Origin of the sequence: Sinomonas sp. (assembly GCF_036848755.1) — a bacterium.
Classification (GTDB): Bacteria; Actinomycetota; Actinomycetes; order Actinomycetales; family Micrococcaceae; genus Sinomonas.
Map to the genome: position 1 here is coordinate 1 of NZ_DAIUJO010000085.1, position 15,760 is coordinate 15,760.

13 protein-coding genes and 1 riboswitch are annotated in these 15,760 nt (G+C 69.9%); of the genes, 10 read left to right on the top strand and 3 right to left on the bottom strand.

The annotated features are described in order from the left end of the window. A riboswitch (glycine riboswitch) is annotated at positions 1 to 64 on the top strand. This riboswitch is flagged as partial in the annotation. 151 nt (positions 65 to 215) lie between these two features. From gcvP to V7053_RS13495, 4 genes are read left to right on the top strand one after another with little or no spacing between them, the layout of a single operon-like run. Further along, complete coding sequence (gcvP, locus tag V7053_RS13480) at positions 216 to 3,146, top strand: aminomethyl-transferring glycine dehydrogenase (protein WP_334172788.1); 2,931 nt, start codon at positions 216 to 218, stop codon at positions 3,144 to 3,146. A 27-nt stretch (positions 3,147 to 3,173) separates the two neighbouring features. Beyond that, the gene (gcvT, locus tag V7053_RS13485) at positions 3,174 to 4,331 is read left to right on the top strand and encodes a glycine cleavage system aminomethyltransferase GcvT (protein WP_334172797.1); all 1,158 of its coding nucleotides are present in this window, start codon (positions 3,174 to 3,176) and stop codon (positions 4,329 to 4,331) included. Between the two features lie 31 nt (positions 4,332 to 4,362). Continuing rightward, positions 4,363 to 4,743, top strand: coding sequence for a glycine cleavage system protein GcvH (gene gcvH, locus V7053_RS13490; protein ID WP_334172789.1), 381 nt, complete (start codon positions 4,363 to 4,365; stop codon positions 4,741 to 4,743). 48 nt (positions 4,744 to 4,791) lie between these two features. Further along, entirely contained in the window at positions 4,792 to 6,189 is a 1,398-nt protein-coding gene (locus V7053_RS13495) for an L-serine ammonia-lyase (protein ID WP_334172790.1), read from the top strand. A 14-nt stretch (positions 6,190 to 6,203) separates the two neighbouring features. Here V7053_RS13495 and V7053_RS13500 read toward each other — a convergent pair whose 3' ends face one another. Continuing rightward, the gene (locus tag V7053_RS13500; protein WP_334172798.1) at positions 6,204 to 6,767 is read right to left on the bottom strand and encodes a type 1 glutamine amidotransferase domain-containing protein; all 564 of its coding nucleotides are present in this window, start codon (positions 6,765 to 6,767) and stop codon (positions 6,204 to 6,206) included. 95 nt (positions 6,768 to 6,862) lie between these two features. Between V7053_RS13500 and V7053_RS13505 the strand changes: the two genes are divergently transcribed. Together V7053_RS13505 and V7053_RS13510 are read left to right on the top strand one after the other, a co-directional pair. After that, entirely contained in the window at positions 6,863 to 7,942 is a 1,080-nt protein-coding gene (locus tag V7053_RS13505) for a lipid II:glycine glycyltransferase FemX (protein WP_334172791.1), read from the top strand. 11 nt (positions 7,943 to 7,953) lie between these two features. Beyond that, complete coding sequence (locus V7053_RS13510) at positions 7,954 to 9,420, top strand: threonine/serine ThrE exporter family protein (protein ID WP_334172792.1); 1,467 nt, start codon at positions 7,954 to 7,956, stop codon at positions 9,418 to 9,420. 6 nt (positions 9,421 to 9,426) lie between these two features. On the opposite strand, the gene V7053_RS13515 is transcribed toward V7053_RS13510, so the two are convergent. Then, positions 9,427 to 10,272, bottom strand: a complete 846-nt coding sequence (locus tag V7053_RS13515; RefSeq protein WP_334172793.1) for a siderophore-interacting protein — start codon at positions 10,270 to 10,272, stop codon at positions 9,427 to 9,429. 18 nt (positions 10,273 to 10,290) lie between these two features. Continuing rightward, positions 10,291 to 10,959 carry a uracil-DNA glycosylase gene (locus tag V7053_RS13520; RefSeq protein WP_334172799.1) on the bottom strand — a complete coding sequence of 223 codons (669 nt, stop codon included), beginning with the start codon at positions 10,957 to 10,959 and terminating at the stop codon, positions 10,291 to 10,293. Positions 10,960 to 11,272: 313 nt separating this feature from the next. Here V7053_RS13520 and V7053_RS13525 point away from each other — a divergent pair, with 313 nt between their 5' ends. The 4 genes from V7053_RS13525 (at position 11,273) to groL (ending at position 15,366) form a co-directional block, all read left to right on the top strand. Next, positions 11,273 to 11,548: a DUF3263 domain-containing protein gene (locus V7053_RS13525; protein WP_334172800.1), complete on the top strand. Its 276-nt coding sequence runs from the start codon at positions 11,273 to 11,275 to the stop codon at positions 11,546 to 11,548. 47 nt (positions 11,549 to 11,595) lie between these two features. Continuing rightward, entirely contained in the window at positions 11,596 to 12,210 is a 615-nt protein-coding gene (locus V7053_RS13530) for a LytR C-terminal domain-containing protein (RefSeq protein WP_334172794.1), read from the top strand. Next, a complete protein-coding gene (locus V7053_RS13535) occupies positions 12,210 to 13,484 on the top strand; it encodes an ABC transporter substrate-binding protein (protein ID WP_334172795.1) in 1,275 nt (424 codons plus the stop codon). Before V7053_RS13530 ends, V7053_RS13535 begins: the two co-directional genes overlap by 1 nt. A 253-nt stretch (positions 13,485 to 13,737) precedes the next feature. Further along, complete coding sequence (groL, locus tag V7053_RS13540) at positions 13,738 to 15,366, top strand: chaperonin GroEL (RefSeq protein WP_334172796.1); 1,629 nt, start codon at positions 13,738 to 13,740, stop codon at positions 15,364 to 15,366. Positions 15,367 to 15,760 lie beyond the last annotated feature (394 nt).

Here is a 15,760-nt window from a genome sequence, read left to right on the forward strand (position 1 = left end):
AGCAGGCGCCGTAGGAGCAACACCTCCCCAGGAATCTCTCAGGCACCTGTACCGCCGCGGCAAGGCGCCTCTGGAAAGCAGTCCCGGCTTCGGCCGGGGCTCACCGACGGTGCAAGCCGGCCCACAAGGCCGGCGGAATCTCTCAGGTCCGATACAGAGCGGGGAGGAACGCGATCGATGCCGTGCACGCACGGCCAGAGTATTGGAGTTCCCCCGTGACGGACCACGCAGTTCCCGCAGCCTTCGTCGACCGGCATATCGGTGTGCGGCGCGACGAGGACATCAAGCACATGCTGAACGCGGTCGGCTATGACAGCGCCGAGGCGCTGGCCTCGACCGCCGTCCCGGACAGCATCAAGCAGGCTTCCCCGCTCGCCTTGGCCCCGGCGCTGAGCGAAGCTGACGTCCTGACGGCGCTGCGTGCGCTCGCGGCCAAGAACAGGCCGCATGTCCAGATGATCGGGCAGGGCTACTACGACACCGCCACCCCGGCTGTGATCCGGCGGAACATCGTGGAGAATCCGGCCTGGTACACGGCCTACACCCCGTACCAGCCGGAGATCTCGCAGGGCCGGCTCGAGGCGCTGCTGAACTTCCAGACTGCGGTCGAGGATCTCACGGGCCTTGCGATCGCCAACGCGTCCCTCCTCGACGAGGCCACGGCCGTGATGGAGGCCGTCCTGCTGATGCGGCGCGCGAACAAGAACAAGGCCTTGGCTGGGGCGCAGGGCGGCGGCAAGACCGTCCTCGACTGCGACCTGTTCCCGCAGTCCATCGCGATCGTCACCGGCCGCGCCCGCGCTCTGGGCTTCGAGGTCGAGGTCGCAGACCTCTCGAAGGGCCTGCCCGAGGGGCCGATCAACGGAGTCGTGATCCAGCAGCCCGGCGCTTCGGGCGTGGTCGCGGACGCGACGGAGCTCATCAAGGAGGCCAAGGAGCGCGGCGCGATGGTCACGGTCGCTGCGGACCTCCTCGCGCTGACGCTCATCAAGTCCCCGGGCGAGCAGGGCGCGGACATCGCGGTCGGCTCGGCCCAGCGCTTCGGCGTCCCGCTGTTCTACGGGGGCCCGCACGCGGCGTTCATGGCGGTCCACCAGGGCCTCGAGCGCCAGCTCCCGGGTCGCCTGGTCGGGGTGTCGAAGGACGACGTCGGCCGACCCGCCTACCGCCTGGCCCTCCAGACCCGCGAGCAGCACGTCCGCCGGGAGAAGGCCACCTCGAACATCTGCACCGCGCAGGCGCTGCTGGCGATCGTGGCCTCGATGTACGCGGTCTACCACGGCCCCGAGGGCCTCAAGGCCATCGCCGAGCGGGTGCACGGCCACGCCCGGACCCTCGCGGCGGCGCTCGAATCCGCCGGAGTCGAGCTCGCCCACCGGAGCTTCTTCGACACCGTGACCGCCCGGGTCCCGGGCCGCGCCGCGGCACTCGTGTCAGCGGCCGAGGCCAAGGGGATCAACCTGCGCCTCGTGGATGCGGACACGATCGGGATCTCGTGCGATGAGACGACGACGGCGGACGTCGTCGCCACCGTCGCCGGCGTCTTCGGGGCCGCCCCCGCGGGTGACGGCCAGGACGCGGCCACGGGCGAGGCAGCGGCCGCAGGCTTCGGTCTCGAGCCCGCCGTGCACCGGAGCAGCCTGTACCTCCAGCACCCGGTGTTCCACGCGTACCGGTCCGAGACGCAGATGATGCGCTACCTGCGCCGCCTCTCGGACCGCGACCTGGCACTGGACCGGACGATGATCCCGTTGGGCTCGTGCACGATGAAGCTCAACGCCGCGGTCGAGATGGAGGCCATCACGTGGCCCGAGTTCGCCGGCATCCACCCCTTCGCCCCCGACGACCAGACCGAGGGCTGGCGCGAGCTCATCGCCGACCTCGAGCAGGACCTCGCGGCCATCACCGGCTACGACCAGGTCTCGATCCAGCCCAACGCCGGCTCGCAGGGCGAGCTCGCCGGCCTGCTCGCGATCCGCGGCTATCACCACTCGCGCGGCGAAGCCCAGCGCGACGTATGCCTGATCCCGGCCTCCGCGCACGGGACGAACGCGGCGTCCGCGGTCCTGGCCGGCATGAAGGTCGTGGTCGTCGCGACAGCCTCCGACGGCACGATCGACCACGCCGACCTCGCCGCCAAGATCGACGCGAACGCGGGCCGCGTCGCGGCGATCATGATCACCTACCCCTCGACGCACGGTGTCTATGACGCAGACGTCCGCGAGGTCTGCGACGCGGTGCACGCAGCGGGCGGGCAGGTCTACATCGACGGGGCGAACATGAACGCCCTGGTGGGCCTGGCCCAGCCGGGCAAGTTCGGCGGGGACGTCTCGCACCTGAACCTGCACAAGACGTTCTGCATCCCGCACGGCGGTGGCGGGCCCGGCGTCGGGCCCGTCGCGGCGAGGGCGCACCTGGCCCCGTTCATGCCCGGCGACGCGGCGACGTGGACCGGCCGCACCGCCGAGGGGGAAGACGAGCACGACCTTCCCGTCTCCGCGTCCCGTTTCGGCTCGGCCGGGGTCCTGCCGATCTCGTGGGCGTACGTGAAGCTCATGGGCGCTGACGGACTGACCGAGGCCACGAAGTCGGCACTCCTCGCGGCGAACTACGTGGCCAAGCGCCTCGACCCCTACTTCCCCGTCCTCTACACGGGCGAGGGCGGCCTCGTCGCGCACGAGTGCATCCTTGACCTGCGCGAGCTCACCGCCAAGACGGGGGTCACCGCCGAAGACGTCGCCAAGCGGCTGATCGACTTCGGCTTCCACGCCCCGACCTTGGCGTTCCCGGTCGCGGGCACGCTCATGGTCGAGCCCACGGAGTCCGAGGACCTCGGGGAGATCGAGCGCTTCATCGAGGCCATGATCGCCATCCGGGCCGAGATCGACCAGGTCGCCCATGGCGACTTCGGCCTCGCCGACTCCCCGCTGCGCCGTGCCCCGCACACCGCGGCTGCCGTCGTCAGCACCGCTTGGGACCGCCCCTACACCCGGGAGCAGGCCGCGTTCCCCGGCCGCACGCCCAGCCAGGACAAGTACTTCGCCCCCGTGGGCCGCATCGACGGCGCCGCCGGCGACCGCAACCTCGTGTGCGCGTGCCCTCCCCTCGAAGCCTTCGAGGACACCACCGCGCCGTTCGAAAGCTGAGGAAATTCTGTGAGCACTGAAACCCCGATGCCCACCAGCACGGAGAAGCGCACGGCGCTCTACGACCGGCACGCCGCGCTCGGGGCGAGCTTCACCGACTTCGGCGGCTGGCAGATGCCGCTCAAGTACGGCTCGGAGCTCGCCGAGCACCGCGCGGTCCGCGAGGCGGCGGGACTCTTCGACCTCTCCCACATGGGCGAAGTCTGGGTCTCCGGCCCCGAGGCGGGCGCCTTCCTGGACTACGCGCTCGTCGGAAAGCTCTCCGCGATCGCGGTCGGCAAGGCCAAGTATTCGCTCATCTGCGCCGAGGACGGCGGGATCATCGACGACCTCATCGTGTACCGGGTGGCCGAGGAGGACTATCTTGTGGTCCCCAACGCCGGCAATGCCCCCACGGTGGCGGGCGAGGTCGAGGCACGCCGGGCCGCGTTCGGCCACGAGGGCGTGGGCCTTCGCGACGCCTCCGCGGAGACCTCCCTCATCGCCGTCCAGGGCCCGAACGCGCAGGAGATCGTCCTCGCACTCGTCCCCGGCGAGAAGGCCGAGGCCGTCAGGGGCCTCAAGTACTACGCGGCGCTCGAACTCGAGGCCGCCGGCGTCCCGGTGCTTGTGGCACGCACGGGCTACACGGGCGAGGACGGCTTCGAGCTCTTCGTCGCCAACGACCGCGCCGTCGAGCTGTGGGACGCGGTCCGCGCCGCTGGCGAGGGCCGGGATCTCGTCCCGTGCGGCCTCGCTGCCCGAGACTCCCTCCGACTCGAGGCAGGCATGCCGCTCTACGGCAACGAGCTCTCCCGTGACGTCACCCCGTTCGACGCGGGCCTCGGCGGCGTCGTGGCCCTCAAGTCCAAGGAAGGCGACTTCGTGGGCCGCTCCGCTCTGCAACGGGCGGCGAGGGCGGGTGAGTCCGACGACGCCGCGGGCACCCCGAGCGGCAGACGCCTCGTTGGCCTCCGCGGGCTCGGGCGCCGTGCCGCGCGAGCGCACTACCCGGTCCTCAAGGACGGCCGGGATGTGGGAGAGGTCACCTCGGGCCAGCCGAGCCCCACGCTCGGCTACCCGGTCGCGCTCGCGTACGTCGACGTCGACCTCGCCGAACCCGGCACGAAGCTGGACGTCGACCTGCGCGGAAAGGCCGAGCCGTTCGAGGTTGTAGCACTGCCGTTCTACAAGCGCCAGAAGTAATAGAGGAACCCATGACTGCAGGAGCATCCGTATGAGCAAAGTCCAGACCGGCCTCCGCTACTCCGAAGAGCACGAGTGGCTCGACACCGGGGCCGCGCCTGCGAAGGTGGGCGTCTCCGCCGTCGCCGCGGACGCGCTCGGGGACGTCGTCTACCTCGACCTCCCGGAGGTCGGCAGCGAGCTGACCGCCGGGACGACGTGCGGGGAGATCGAGTCCACGAAGAGCGTCTCCGACCTGTACTCCCCGGTGACGGGGACCGTGGTCGAGGTCAATCAGGAGGCCGTCGACAACCCCGCACTGGTCAACGAGGACCCCTACGGCGCGGGCTGGCTCTTCACGGTCGAGGTCACGTCCGAGGGCCCGCTGCTCTCCCCTGAGGAGTACGCGTCCAAGAACGGCGGCGAGCTCTAACCCGATCGCGGTTCGCGTTCGGCACCCGATCTGAGGAAGGAATCCGACATGGCCGTCGGCGTCTTCGAACTGTTCTCGGTGGGCATCGGCCCCTCGAGTTCCCACACCGTGGGCCCGATGCGGGCAGGTGCGGTCTTCGCCCGCGAGCTCGGGGAGCGAGGGCTGCTCGGCGACGTCGCATCCCTCCGCGTCGATGTCTACGGCTCCCTCGCCGCGACAGGCCGCGGTCACGGGACCTTCACGGCGGTGCTCCTGGGGCTCGAGGGCTTCGAGCCCGAGGAGATCCTGCCGGCGCAGGTCGAAGAGCGTCTCGCCGCGATCCAGGCCACCGGTCGGCTGAATCTGGGGGGCGGCCGCGAGCTGGACTACGGCGTGGACGACATGGTCCTCCACCCGCTCACCGTCCTGCCGCGCCATACGAACGGCCTGCGCTTCCGCGTGGAGGACGACGCCGGCAGCGTCCTCCACGAGGCGACGTTCTTCTCGGTGGGCGGTGGCTTCATCGTCCGCGAGGGCGAGGAGGAGGCCGCGCAGAAGGAGCTCGAGGAGTCCAAGAAGGAGCTCCCGCTGCCGTTCCGCACGGCTGCCGAACTCCTGGGGCGCTGCGCGTCGAAGGGCTTGGCGATCAGCGACATCATGCTCGTCAACGAGAAGGCGTCCCGCACCGAGGAGGAGATCCGCGCGGGCCTCCTGCACATCTGGCGGGTCATGGAGGCCTGCGTCGAGTCGAGCCTCAAGCGCGAGGGACTGCTGCCGGGCGGACTCAAGGTCCGCCGTCGTGCTCCCGATTGGCATGAGCGCCTCCTCAAGGAGGACAAGGACCGGGACCCGAAGTACTGGCAGGAATGGGTCAACCTCATCGCGCTCGCCGTCAACGAGGAGAACGCATCGGGAGGCCGGGTCGTCACGGCACCCACGAACGGGGCGGCCGGGATCATCCCCGCGGTCCTGTACTACGCGCTCAACTACGCTCCCGGAATGGACGCTGCGACCCAGCGGGACAAGGACGACGTCGTCGTCCGCTTCCTGCTCGCCGCAGGCGCCGTCGGGGTGCTCTACAAGGAGCAGGCCTCGATCTCGGGGGCCGAGGTGGGCTGCCAGGGGGAGGTCGGTTCGGCGTCGTCCATGGCCGCCGCGGGACTCGCCGAGGTCATGGGCGGGACCCCCGGGCAGGTCGAGAACGCCGCCGAGATCGCGATGGAGCACAACCTAGGCCTCACGTGCGACCCGATCGGGGGCCTCGTGCAGGTGCCGTGCATCGAGCGCAACGCCATCGCCGCGGCCAAGGCGATCAATGCCGCGAAGATGGCGCTGTGGGGCGACGGCTCGCACCGCGTCTCGCTCGACGAGGTCATCGTGACGATGCGCGAGACGGGGCGCGACATGAGCAGCAAGTACAAGGAGACCGCGATGGGCGGCCTCGCCGTCAACGTCGTGGAGTGCTGACGTTCGGCGCGGAGCTAGACCTCCGAGTGCTGCCCTTCTGAGATCTCCTCGAGCATCTTGCTGCAGAAGGCCTTGAGGTCGCCGGGGTTGCGCGACGTCGTGAGACCGCGGTCGGTCACGACCTCCTCGTCCACCCAGTTCGCCCCCGCGTTCTTGAGGTCGCTTTCGAGCGACGCATAGGACGTCATGTGCCGGCCCTTCACGAGGTCCGCCTCGATGAGGAGCCACGGCGCGTGGCAGATCGCCGAGATCGGCTTCCCCGCCTCGGCGAACGCCCGCACGAGCGCTACGGCCTCGGATTCGAGGCGCATCTTGTCGGCGTTGAGGGTGCCGCCGGGGAGCACGATCGCGTCGAAGTCGTCAGCCTTCGCCTGGGAGAGCTGCTGATCGACGGTGAACGTGTCGCCGTACTCCCAGTCGCCCTTCATGGCCGTGATCTGGCCCTCCTCGGGCGAGACGAGGACTGGCTGTCCGCCAGCCTCCTGGACGGCCTTCCACGGCTCCGTGAGCTCAGCCTGCTCGACGCCGTTCGTCAGGAGGAACGCAACCTTCTTACCGCTGATGTTGTTTGCCATGATCCGTTCCTACCCACTGACGCGAACGTAAACCGCCCACGTGCCGGCGACTAGACTGGGCTAGGCCCCGAGACCCTACCGAAGGGACGCACCCTACCTTGAGCAGCTTCACCGCGCGCTTCGCGAGCCAGGACGAGATCGAGCACTGGGACAAGCACGTCACCGCGAATCCGAACGGCGGGAACCTGCTGCAGTCCGCCGCGTTCGCCGCCGTCAAGAGGAACTTCGGCTGGGACGTCCGCTACCTCGTCCTCGACGGCCCGGAAGCGAGCAGCTACAACCTCGTCCTCGAGAAGTCGTTCCCCGTGATGGGGCGCCTCTGGTACCTCATCAAGGGCCCGGACGTCGCGTCCGTGGACGACGTACCGGCAGCCCTTGAGGCGATCAAGGAGTTCGTGGAGCGGGAGAAGCTCCGGGTCTTCGCGGTCAAGATCGAACCGGACATCGTCGACTCGGACCACGCCCGGGACGTGCTCGCGAAGGCCGGCCTGGCGAAGTCGTTCAACCTCCAGCCCAATGACTCGACCGCGATCCTGGACATCACGCCGGAACCGGGTCCGCTCCTGCGCAGCCTCCACTCCCGGGGGCGCAACGCGGTGCGCCGCGCCGAGCGCGAGGGAGTCGAGGTCGAGGTGGCTGAGCCGACCCTCGCGAACTACCGGACGATGCACTCGCTCATGACCGGCACGCTCAACACCAAGTCCCGCCACGGCGCCCAGGTGCGAAGCTTCGAGTACTATCGCCAGTTCTGGACCGAGTTCACCTCGCGCGGGCAGGGCCGGCTCTACTTCGTGTACGAGAACGGGCGCCCCTCCGTCGGCGCGTTCGTCATCAACTACGGACGCAAGGCGACCTACAAGGACGGCGGCTCGCTCCAGCACCGCACCCAGTACGGCGACTCGCACCTTGTCCAGTGGACGGCGATCCTCGACATGAAGACGCTCGGCTGCACCGAATACGACTTCTGCGGCACGCCGCCCGCCGACAAGCTCAAGGACACCTCGCATCCTTTCCATGGCCTCGGCCTCTTCAAGACCTCCTTCACGAAGTCGGTCACGGACTTCGTCGGCGTGTGGGACTACGTGATCGACGTCCCGCGGTACACGGCATGGACGACGGCGGGTGAGCGGGTCGCGCGCCAGCTCTACACCCGGCGCACAGGTCAGCAGTTCTACTGAGGGACGGCATCATGGGAGAAGAAGATCCACGCACCCAGCCGATGCCTCCCATTTCGCCTGCCCAAGCGCGAGCGAACAACGCCGCCGCCGTCCGCATGCTGCGGCGGCTCATGGCGGGCGACAGCCCGCCGACGGCGCCGTTGTCGATCGTCGACCGGCTTGCGGGCAGTCCCTACGCGAACCCGACCATCCAAGTCGGCGGCGTTGACGAGTCGGCCCGGCGGACCCTGGACTTCACACTGCTCCTCGCCGAGACGATGTTCCGCTACGGCGCGGGAGCCCTCGAGGTCGAGTCCTCGATGATCGCGGCGACCGCCGCGCTCGGGCTCCAGCACATCGAGGTCGACATCACGAACCAGTCGGTCGCGATCAATTACTCGCCCCGCGACCAGACCCCCATCCAGCTCCTGCGCGTGGTCCGCTCCTGGACGAGCAACTACGCGGGCCTCGCGCTCGTGCACCAGCTCGTGAGCGAGATCGCGGCGGGCGGGGTCGGCCGGGACGAGGCGATGCGGCGTCTCCAGGGCATCACGAAGCGCGCAAAGCCGTTTCCTCGGTGGGCGGTCACCGCCGCCTACTCGCTCTTCGCGGCGCTGTTCGTAGGGGTGCTGGGAGGCGGCCTGATGGCCTCGCTCATCGCCTTCCTCAGCAATCTCGGGGTCTCGCTCGTGAGCCGCGTCATGGGCCGGTGGCGTGTGCCCGACTTCTTCACGACCCTCGCCAGCGCGTTCCTCGTGACGCTCATCGCGCTTCTGATGTTCTGGGCCAACATGACGATCGCGCCCGCCATCGTCGTCGTGGGCGGGATCCTCCTGCTGCTGCCGACGTCGCGACTCGTCTCCGCCACCCAGGACGCCATCAACGGCTTCCCGGTCACCGCCGCCGGGCGCTTCCTCTCGGCGTTCCTCACGTTCGCCGCGCTGGTCGCAGGGATCGCCGTCGCGTTCCTCGCCGGCGAGCTCCTGGGCGTGTCGCGGATCGACGTCACCCAGACGTTTCCGCCCGCGTACCCGTACTGGGTCCAGGTCGTCCTCATCGGTGCGGCCGTCGCCGCCATCGCCGTCACGGAGCAGACCTCACGGCGGCTCGTGATCCCGACGGCGCTAGTGGGGGTTGTCGGCTATCTCGTCCTCACGGGCGTGCAGCTCATCGGCGTCGGCGATCGGGTCGCTCCGGCGGCGAGCGCCGTCGTCATCGGCTTCCTCGCCCGGATCGTGGCGCTCAGGATGGGCGCGCCGCAGCTCGTCGTGGCCGTGCCGGCCGCGCTCATCCTGCTGCCCGGCCTCACGATCTTCCGCTCGATGTACGTGGCCACGCTCGACGTCAACCAGACCGACGCCGGTGCCGGGGGCATGCTCACCGCCATGGCGATCATCCTCGGCGCCGCGGCTGGGATCGTGCTCGGCGACCACCTCGCCCGCCCGTTCACGCAGAAGGCGGGGTCGGTCGAGCGCCGCCGCCGGTGGATGCGCCGCTGAGACCGGTCAGACCTGGCCGACCGGCATCTTCTTCTCGGCCTGGAACTGGTCCTCAACCCGGCCGTGCGCCCAGTAGCCCGAGAGCGAGAGCTTCTCGCGGGGCAGCTCGCGCTGCTTGAAGATCGCCCGCAGCTCCTTCATGGCCCCGCGCTCGCCGTGCGCGAAGACGCTCGGCGTGCCCGGAAGCCATTCGGCCTCGGCGATCGCCTCCGCGAGGACGACCGTCTCTCCGGCTGGCTCGCCGTCGCGCGAGATCCATCGGATGTCGATCCCGGCGGGTGATTCGAGCTCCATCACGTCGGCCCCGGAGCCGATTTCCAGGAAGGCGATCCCGCGGGACTCGGCCGGCAGGGCCTCGAGGGCGGCGGCGACGGCGGGCAGCGCCGATTCGTCAGCGGCGAACAGGTGCCATTCGGCGTCGGGGTCGGGGGAGTAGGCGCCGCCCGGACCGGTGCAGATGAGCCGATCCCCGGGCTTGGCGGCGGCGGCCCACGGCCCGGCGATGCCCTCGTCGCCGTGCACCACGAAGTCGATCGCGAGCTCTCGGGCCTGGGCGTCGAAGGACCGCACCGTGTACGTGCGGCTCACCGGCCACTGCGCGGCAGGAAGCGATTCGCGCAGCGCCGCGAGGTCCACGGGACCCTCCGGCCACCCCCCGTCGGGCAGTTCGGTGGGGAACGCGATCTTGACGTACTTGTCGGTGAACCCGTTGTCGGCGAAGGCGTCGAAGCCCGGGCCCCCCGCGACGACGCGCACCAGGTGCGGCGTGAGCCACTCCGTCCGCGCCACCACCAGATCCAGCGTGGGGCGGGGCTTCTTGGCGGGAGCCGTGGTGGTGGAGGCTGATGTCATGCGGCCCAGAATAGCCGTTCAGCCCCACACGACCGGTTCCGCCCCCTGTTCGACAAGTAATGAATTGGCCCGGCTGAACGGGCGCGAGCCGAAGAACCCGCGGGACGCGCTCAAGGGCGACGGGTGCGCGGAGGCGATGACCGGGGTCGCGCCCAGGAGCGGCCGGACCGATTGGGCGTCCTTGCCCCACAGGATGGCAACGAGCGGGAGGCAGCGGTCGACGACGGCGCGCACCGCGGCGTCTGTCACTTCTTCCCAGCCGACGCGGCGGTGCGAGCCGGACTCTCCGGCTCGCACCGTGAGCACTCGGTTGAGCAGGAGGACGCCCTGCCCCGCCCATGCGGTGAGGTCGCCGCACGACGGCGACGCCCCGACGTCGTCCGCCAGCTCTCGGAACAGGTTGGCGAGGCTCCGCGGGAGCGGCGCGACGTCCGCCCGCACAGAAAAGCACAGCCCCATCGAATGCCCGGGGGTGGGGTACGGGTCCTGGCCGATGACGAGCACGCGGACCGCCGAGAGGGGGTCGCGGAACGCGCGGAGCACGGCGTCGGGCGGCGGAAGGATGACGGCGCCGGCCGCGGCGTCCATCGCAGCTGCGCGCAGCGCGCGGCGGAGCGCCGCCTCGGCTGGGGCGAGCGCCGCCGCCCATTCGGGGTGCACGAGCGCATCGAGGGGGGCGTTGGCCATGCCGGCGAGCAGCTCAGCCTCCTCGGCCGGTGTCGGCAGGGCTGCCGCTGCGGCCTCGCGAGGGAGCGGGTCAGCGGCTGCCCGGGAAGGCTCCTCGCTCGGGAGGTCGAAGAGCGGCTCGGTCTCGATCACAGTCCCCAGTCTCGCACCCGCCGCCCGCTCCATTCCTCCTTGCCCGGCCGCGCGCCGGGGGCGAATGACACGCATGTAGTTCCCACCTAGACTGGTGCGGAGCACGGAGTGTCGGCCGAAGGGAGTGGACGTGGGGGCAGCGGAGTCGGGCCAGGCATGTGAGCACGACGGCGAGCACCGCGTGGCCACCGAGCTCAAGGATCCAGCGGGGCTCACCGAGCGCGAGGTCCAGATGCTCGCCCTCGAACGCAACTGGTGGAAGTATGCGGGGGCCAAGGAACAGGCCATCCGCGAACTCTTCGACCTCTCCGCGACGCATTATTACCAGCTTCTCAACGCGCTCATCGACACCGAGGCCGCGCTGGCCCACGACCCAATGCTCGTGAAGAGGTTGCGTAGACTAAGGACGTCGCGGCAGCGCGCGCGCACGGCTCGTCGCCTGAGCGGCAGCGCGTGAGCCTGCCGCGGTCCCCCCAGCGGAGCATCGGACGAGGACCTGACGCCATGAGCACCTACCCCCGTGACGAGTTCGACGACATCCCGGAGACTCCGCGGCGCCAAGGAGTCCACCGGACTCGGACCGCCGCGGCCACCGGTCGCCGCGGTGCGTTCGCATGGGTCCTCCTGGCGGCGGCCGCCGTCGTCGTCCTTGTCGCCGCCGCCCTGTTCGTCGTCCCCAAGCTCCTGCGCCCGACCGCGGCCCCCGCGCCCGCCAGCACCTCCCGGACGACGGCGAGCAGCACGCCCAAGGCCTCGGCGACGCCGACTCCGAGCGCGAGCTCCGCGCCGTCGTCCGAGCCGACAGCGTCCGCGTCCCCGACGACCTCGACCCCAGCCGCCGCCGACCGGAGTCTGGCAGTCGGCGTCTTCAACGCCACGACGACCTCCGGGCTCGGCACCCGGGTCGCTACGACCGCGCGGTCCGCGGGGTGGACTGTTGCGGCAGTCGGCAACTGGTCGGGAACCCCGGTCAACACGTCGGTCGTCTTCTACCGTGACCCCAGCCAGAAGGCCTCCGCGGACGCTCTCGCCTCGGACCTCGGTATCGCCACCGTCCTCCAGGCCCAGCAGCTCGGCTACCCGCTCACCGCCGTCATCGGTCCCGGGTACACGGGCTAGTGTTCGGCCGTCCGCGAGCCAGGGCGGCGTTGTCGCTCGCGGGTGCGGCGCTCGCCGCCGTGCTCGGCCTTTCGGCCTGTTCAGTCTTCGCCACGAACGCCCGCCTCGCGCAGACCGAGGCCTCGGGCGACGGTGTGCTGCGCATCGGCATGCTGCTCGACAACACGGGCGATCAGGCCTACCTCAACGATGCACAGCAGGCTGCCGTCGAACTCGCCATCCAGCAGGCGAATGCTGCCGGCGGGCACAAGGGACGGCCCATTGAATTCGTCCAGCCGTCGGCCACCGCGGACACGGCGGCAGCCGCGCGGCAGCTCGTGGCCGCGAAGGCCGACGTCGTCATTGGGCCCACCGACTCGAGCCGCGCCCCGGCGGCGATCGACGTCCTCGACAAGGCCAAGACGGTCCTGATCTCGCCCGCGAACCTCGATCCGGCACTCTCGGGCTATGCGAGCGGCGGCTACTACTTCCGCACCGCGCCCTCCGAGACGGCGGAGGGTGCCGCCCTGGTCGCGCTCGCCAAGGGGGAGAATGCCGGGAGCGTTGCCGTCCTGCGCCAGAAGGGCACCTACGGGCAGGACGTTGGGGACGCCGTCGTCGCTGCAGCCAAGGCCGCCGGGCTCGCCGAGAAGGGCAGCGGCGAGTTCACCGGGCACGACGCCGCGGCCGCAGCCGGCGCCGCCCACGCCGCGGGCGCCGGCGCGGTGGTCATCGTCGCACGGGACGAAGCGCAGGCCGTGCTCGCCCAAGTGCATGACGCCGGAGTCCCCGGCTCGAGGATCCTGCTCGCCGATGGCGCCGTGGCCCAGTATGGGACCGGCCTCGCCGGCGGTGCGCTCGACGGCGCGAGCGGCCTGGTTCCAGGACTCTTCCCGAGCGCCGCGTTCCAGACCGAGATCCTCAAACAGTCTCCCGGTCTCCGCGACATGACGTTTGCTGCCGAAGCCTACGATGCCGCTGCCCTCGCGATCCTTGCGGCGGCAGAGGCACAGGACGACGCCGGGGCCTCCATTGCGTCGCACCTCATCGGCGTGTCGGGTGGCACGGCTTCGGGCGCGGGGGGAACGCAGGGTGCGGGAACCCGCACCAAATGCACGGCCCTCGCCGACTGTCTCGCCCTCGAGTCGAAGGGGAAGGCCGTCGACTACGACGGGCAGTCGGGGCCGATCGCGTTCGATGCGAACGGGGACATCACCACCGCGAACTTCACGGTGATGGGCTATGGCGCCGACAACAGTGCCCACCAGGCCGGAACCCAGACCGTGGCGCGCTGACAGGCGCGCCGCTGCCGCTTGCACTCGACCGGGGAGAGTGCTAATTATTGACCTAGCACTCCCACGGGTCGACTGCTAAGTCGGCGGGGTCGCAAGGCCCGGCAGACCGCCGTCGTCCATGGGGGGAAGGGAACACCTCGCTGGGGTGAGGCGTCCGCCGACCGGGAAAGGAACGGGAGGCTGGCGCCGGCCGTCGCGGGCGCTGCAGCGGGTGCGCTCACCACACGATCGTCCCGAAAGGACAGAAGCCGTCATGGCCAAGATCATTGCATTCGACGAAGAGGCCCGTCGCGGCCTCGAGCGCGGTCTCAACCAGCTGGCCGACGCCGTCAAGGTCACCCTCGGCCCGCGTGGCCGCAACGTCGTCCTCGAGAAGAAGTGGGGCGCCCCCACGATCACCAACGACGGCGTCTCCATCGCCAAGGAGATCGAGCTCGACGACCCGTACGAGAAGATCGGCGCGGAGCTCGTCAAGGAGGTCGCCAAGAAGACCGACGACGTCGCTGGCGATGGTACGACCACCGCTACCGTCCTCGCGCAGGCCCTCGTCAAGGAAGGCCTCCGCAACGTCGCCGCAGGCGCCGACCCGCTCTCGCTCAAGCGTGGCATCGAGAAGGCTGTCGACGCCGTGACCCGCGAGCTCCTCGAGTCCGCCAAGGAGATCGAGACCAAGGAGGAGATCGCCGCGACCGCGTCCATCTCCGCCGGCGACACCCAGATCGGCGAGCTCATCTCCGAGGCCCTCGACAAGGTGGGCAAGGAGGGTGTCATCACCGTCGAGGAGTCGAACACGTTCGGCCTCGAGCTCGAGCTCACCGAGGGCATGCGCTTCGACAAGGGCTACCTCTCGGCGTACTTCGTTACCGACGCTGAGCGCCAGGAGACGGTCCTCGAGGACCCTTACATCCTCATCGTCAACTCCAAGATCAGCTCTGTGAAGGACCTCGTCGCGGTCCTCGAGCGCGTCATGCAGGCCAACAAGCCGCTCCTCATCATCGCTGAGGACGTCGAGGGCGAGGCTCTGGCCACGCTCATCGTCAACAAGCTCAAGGGCACGTTCAAGTCCGTGGCCGTCAAGGCCCCGGGCTTCGGCGACCGCCGCAAGGCCATGCTGACCGACATCGCGATCCTCACGGGTGGCCAGGTCATCGCCGAGGAGGTCGGCCTCAAGCTCGAGAACGCTACGCTCGAGCTCCTCGGCAAGGCCCGCAAGGTCGTCGTGACCAAGGACGAGACCACGATCGTCGAGGGTGCTGGCGACGCCGAGCAGATTGCTGGCCGCGTTTCCCAGATCCGCGCCGAGATCGAGAACTCCGACTCGGACTACGACCGCGAGAAGCTTCAGGAGCGCCTCGCGAAGCTCGCCGGCGGCGTGGCCGTCATCAAGGCGGGCGCGGCCACCGAGGTCGAGCTCAAGGAGCGCAAGCACCGCATCGAGGACGCCGTCCGCAACGCGAAGGCTGCCGTCGAGGAGGGCATCGTCGCCGGCGGTGGCGTGGCCCTCATCCAGGCTGGCGCCAAGGCGTTCGCCAACCTCACGCTCGAGGGCGACGAGGCGACTGGTGCCAACATCGTGAAGATCGCGATCGAGGCTCCGCTCAAGCAGATCGCCTTCAACGCCGGCCTTGAGCCGGGCGTCGTCGCCGACAAGGTCCGCGGCCTGCCCGCCGGCCACGGCCTCAACGCTGCCACTGGCGTGTACGAGGACCTCCTCGCCGCCGGTGTCAACGACCCGGTCAAGGTGACCCGCTCTGCTCTGCAGAACGCTGCATCGATCGCCGGCCTCTTCCTCACGACGGAGGCTGTGGTCGCCGACAAGCCCGAGAAGGCTGCCCCGGCCATGCCGGGCGGCGACGACATGGGCGGCATGGGCGGCTTCTGATCGCCTGACGCCTTCCGGCGCTGGCCAACGGAACTAGGCGCTGGCCAACGGAACTAGGCGCTGATCAACAACGACGGCGGGGTCTCCACTCACGGTGGGGGCCCCGCCGTTCCGCATCCCCCTCCAGACGTTTCGGGTACGCCAACTCCCCTCCCAAGCCGTCTCGGGTACGCCAACGGGAGCTATTAGAGGTCTCGGGTACGCCAACGGGAGGTGTTAGGCGTCTCTCGTACGCCGACTTGATCGGCGACTCACCCCTGAGGTCGCCGCGATCGGACGGCTTTCGAAGCGGTGCGTTTCCTGTACTCGAAACGCCGCTCTCACGATGGCCGGCCTGAGCGGGACTGTGGCTTAAACGGTGTTTGGGTTCGGCCTGATTGAAAGGATCAGGCCG

What these genes read in the sequence shown, in the direction of transcription:
- V7053_RS13530 (WP_334172794.1), top strand. Translation starts at nt 11,596, where the DNA reads ATGAGCACCTACCCCCGTGACGAGTTCGACGACATCCCGGAGACTCCG.
- V7053_RS13520 (WP_334172799.1), bottom strand. Translation starts at nt 10,959, where the DNA reads ATGGCCAACGCCCCCCTCGATGCGCTCGTGCACCCCGAATGGGCGGCG.
- V7053_RS13495 (WP_334172790.1), top strand. Translation starts at nt 4,792, where the DNA reads ATGGCCGTCGGCGTCTTCGAACTGTTCTCGGTGGGCATCGGCCCCTCG.
- V7053_RS13515 (WP_334172793.1), bottom strand. Translation starts at nt 10,272, where the DNA reads ATGACATCAGCCTCCACCACCACGGCTCCCGCCAAGAAGCCCCGCCCC.
- V7053_RS13510 (WP_334172792.1), top strand. Translation starts at nt 7,954, where the DNA reads ATGGGAGAAGAAGATCCACGCACCCAGCCGATGCCTCCCATTTCGCCT.
- gcvH (WP_334172789.1), top strand. Translation starts at nt 4,363, where the DNA reads ATGAGCAAAGTCCAGACCGGCCTCCGCTACTCCGAAGAGCACGAGTGG.
- gcvT (WP_334172797.1), top strand. Translation starts at nt 3,174, where the DNA reads ATGCCCACCAGCACGGAGAAGCGCACGGCGCTCTACGACCGGCACGCC.
- groL (WP_334172796.1), top strand. Translation starts at nt 13,738, where the DNA reads ATGGCCAAGATCATTGCATTCGACGAAGAGGCCCGTCGCGGCCTCGAG.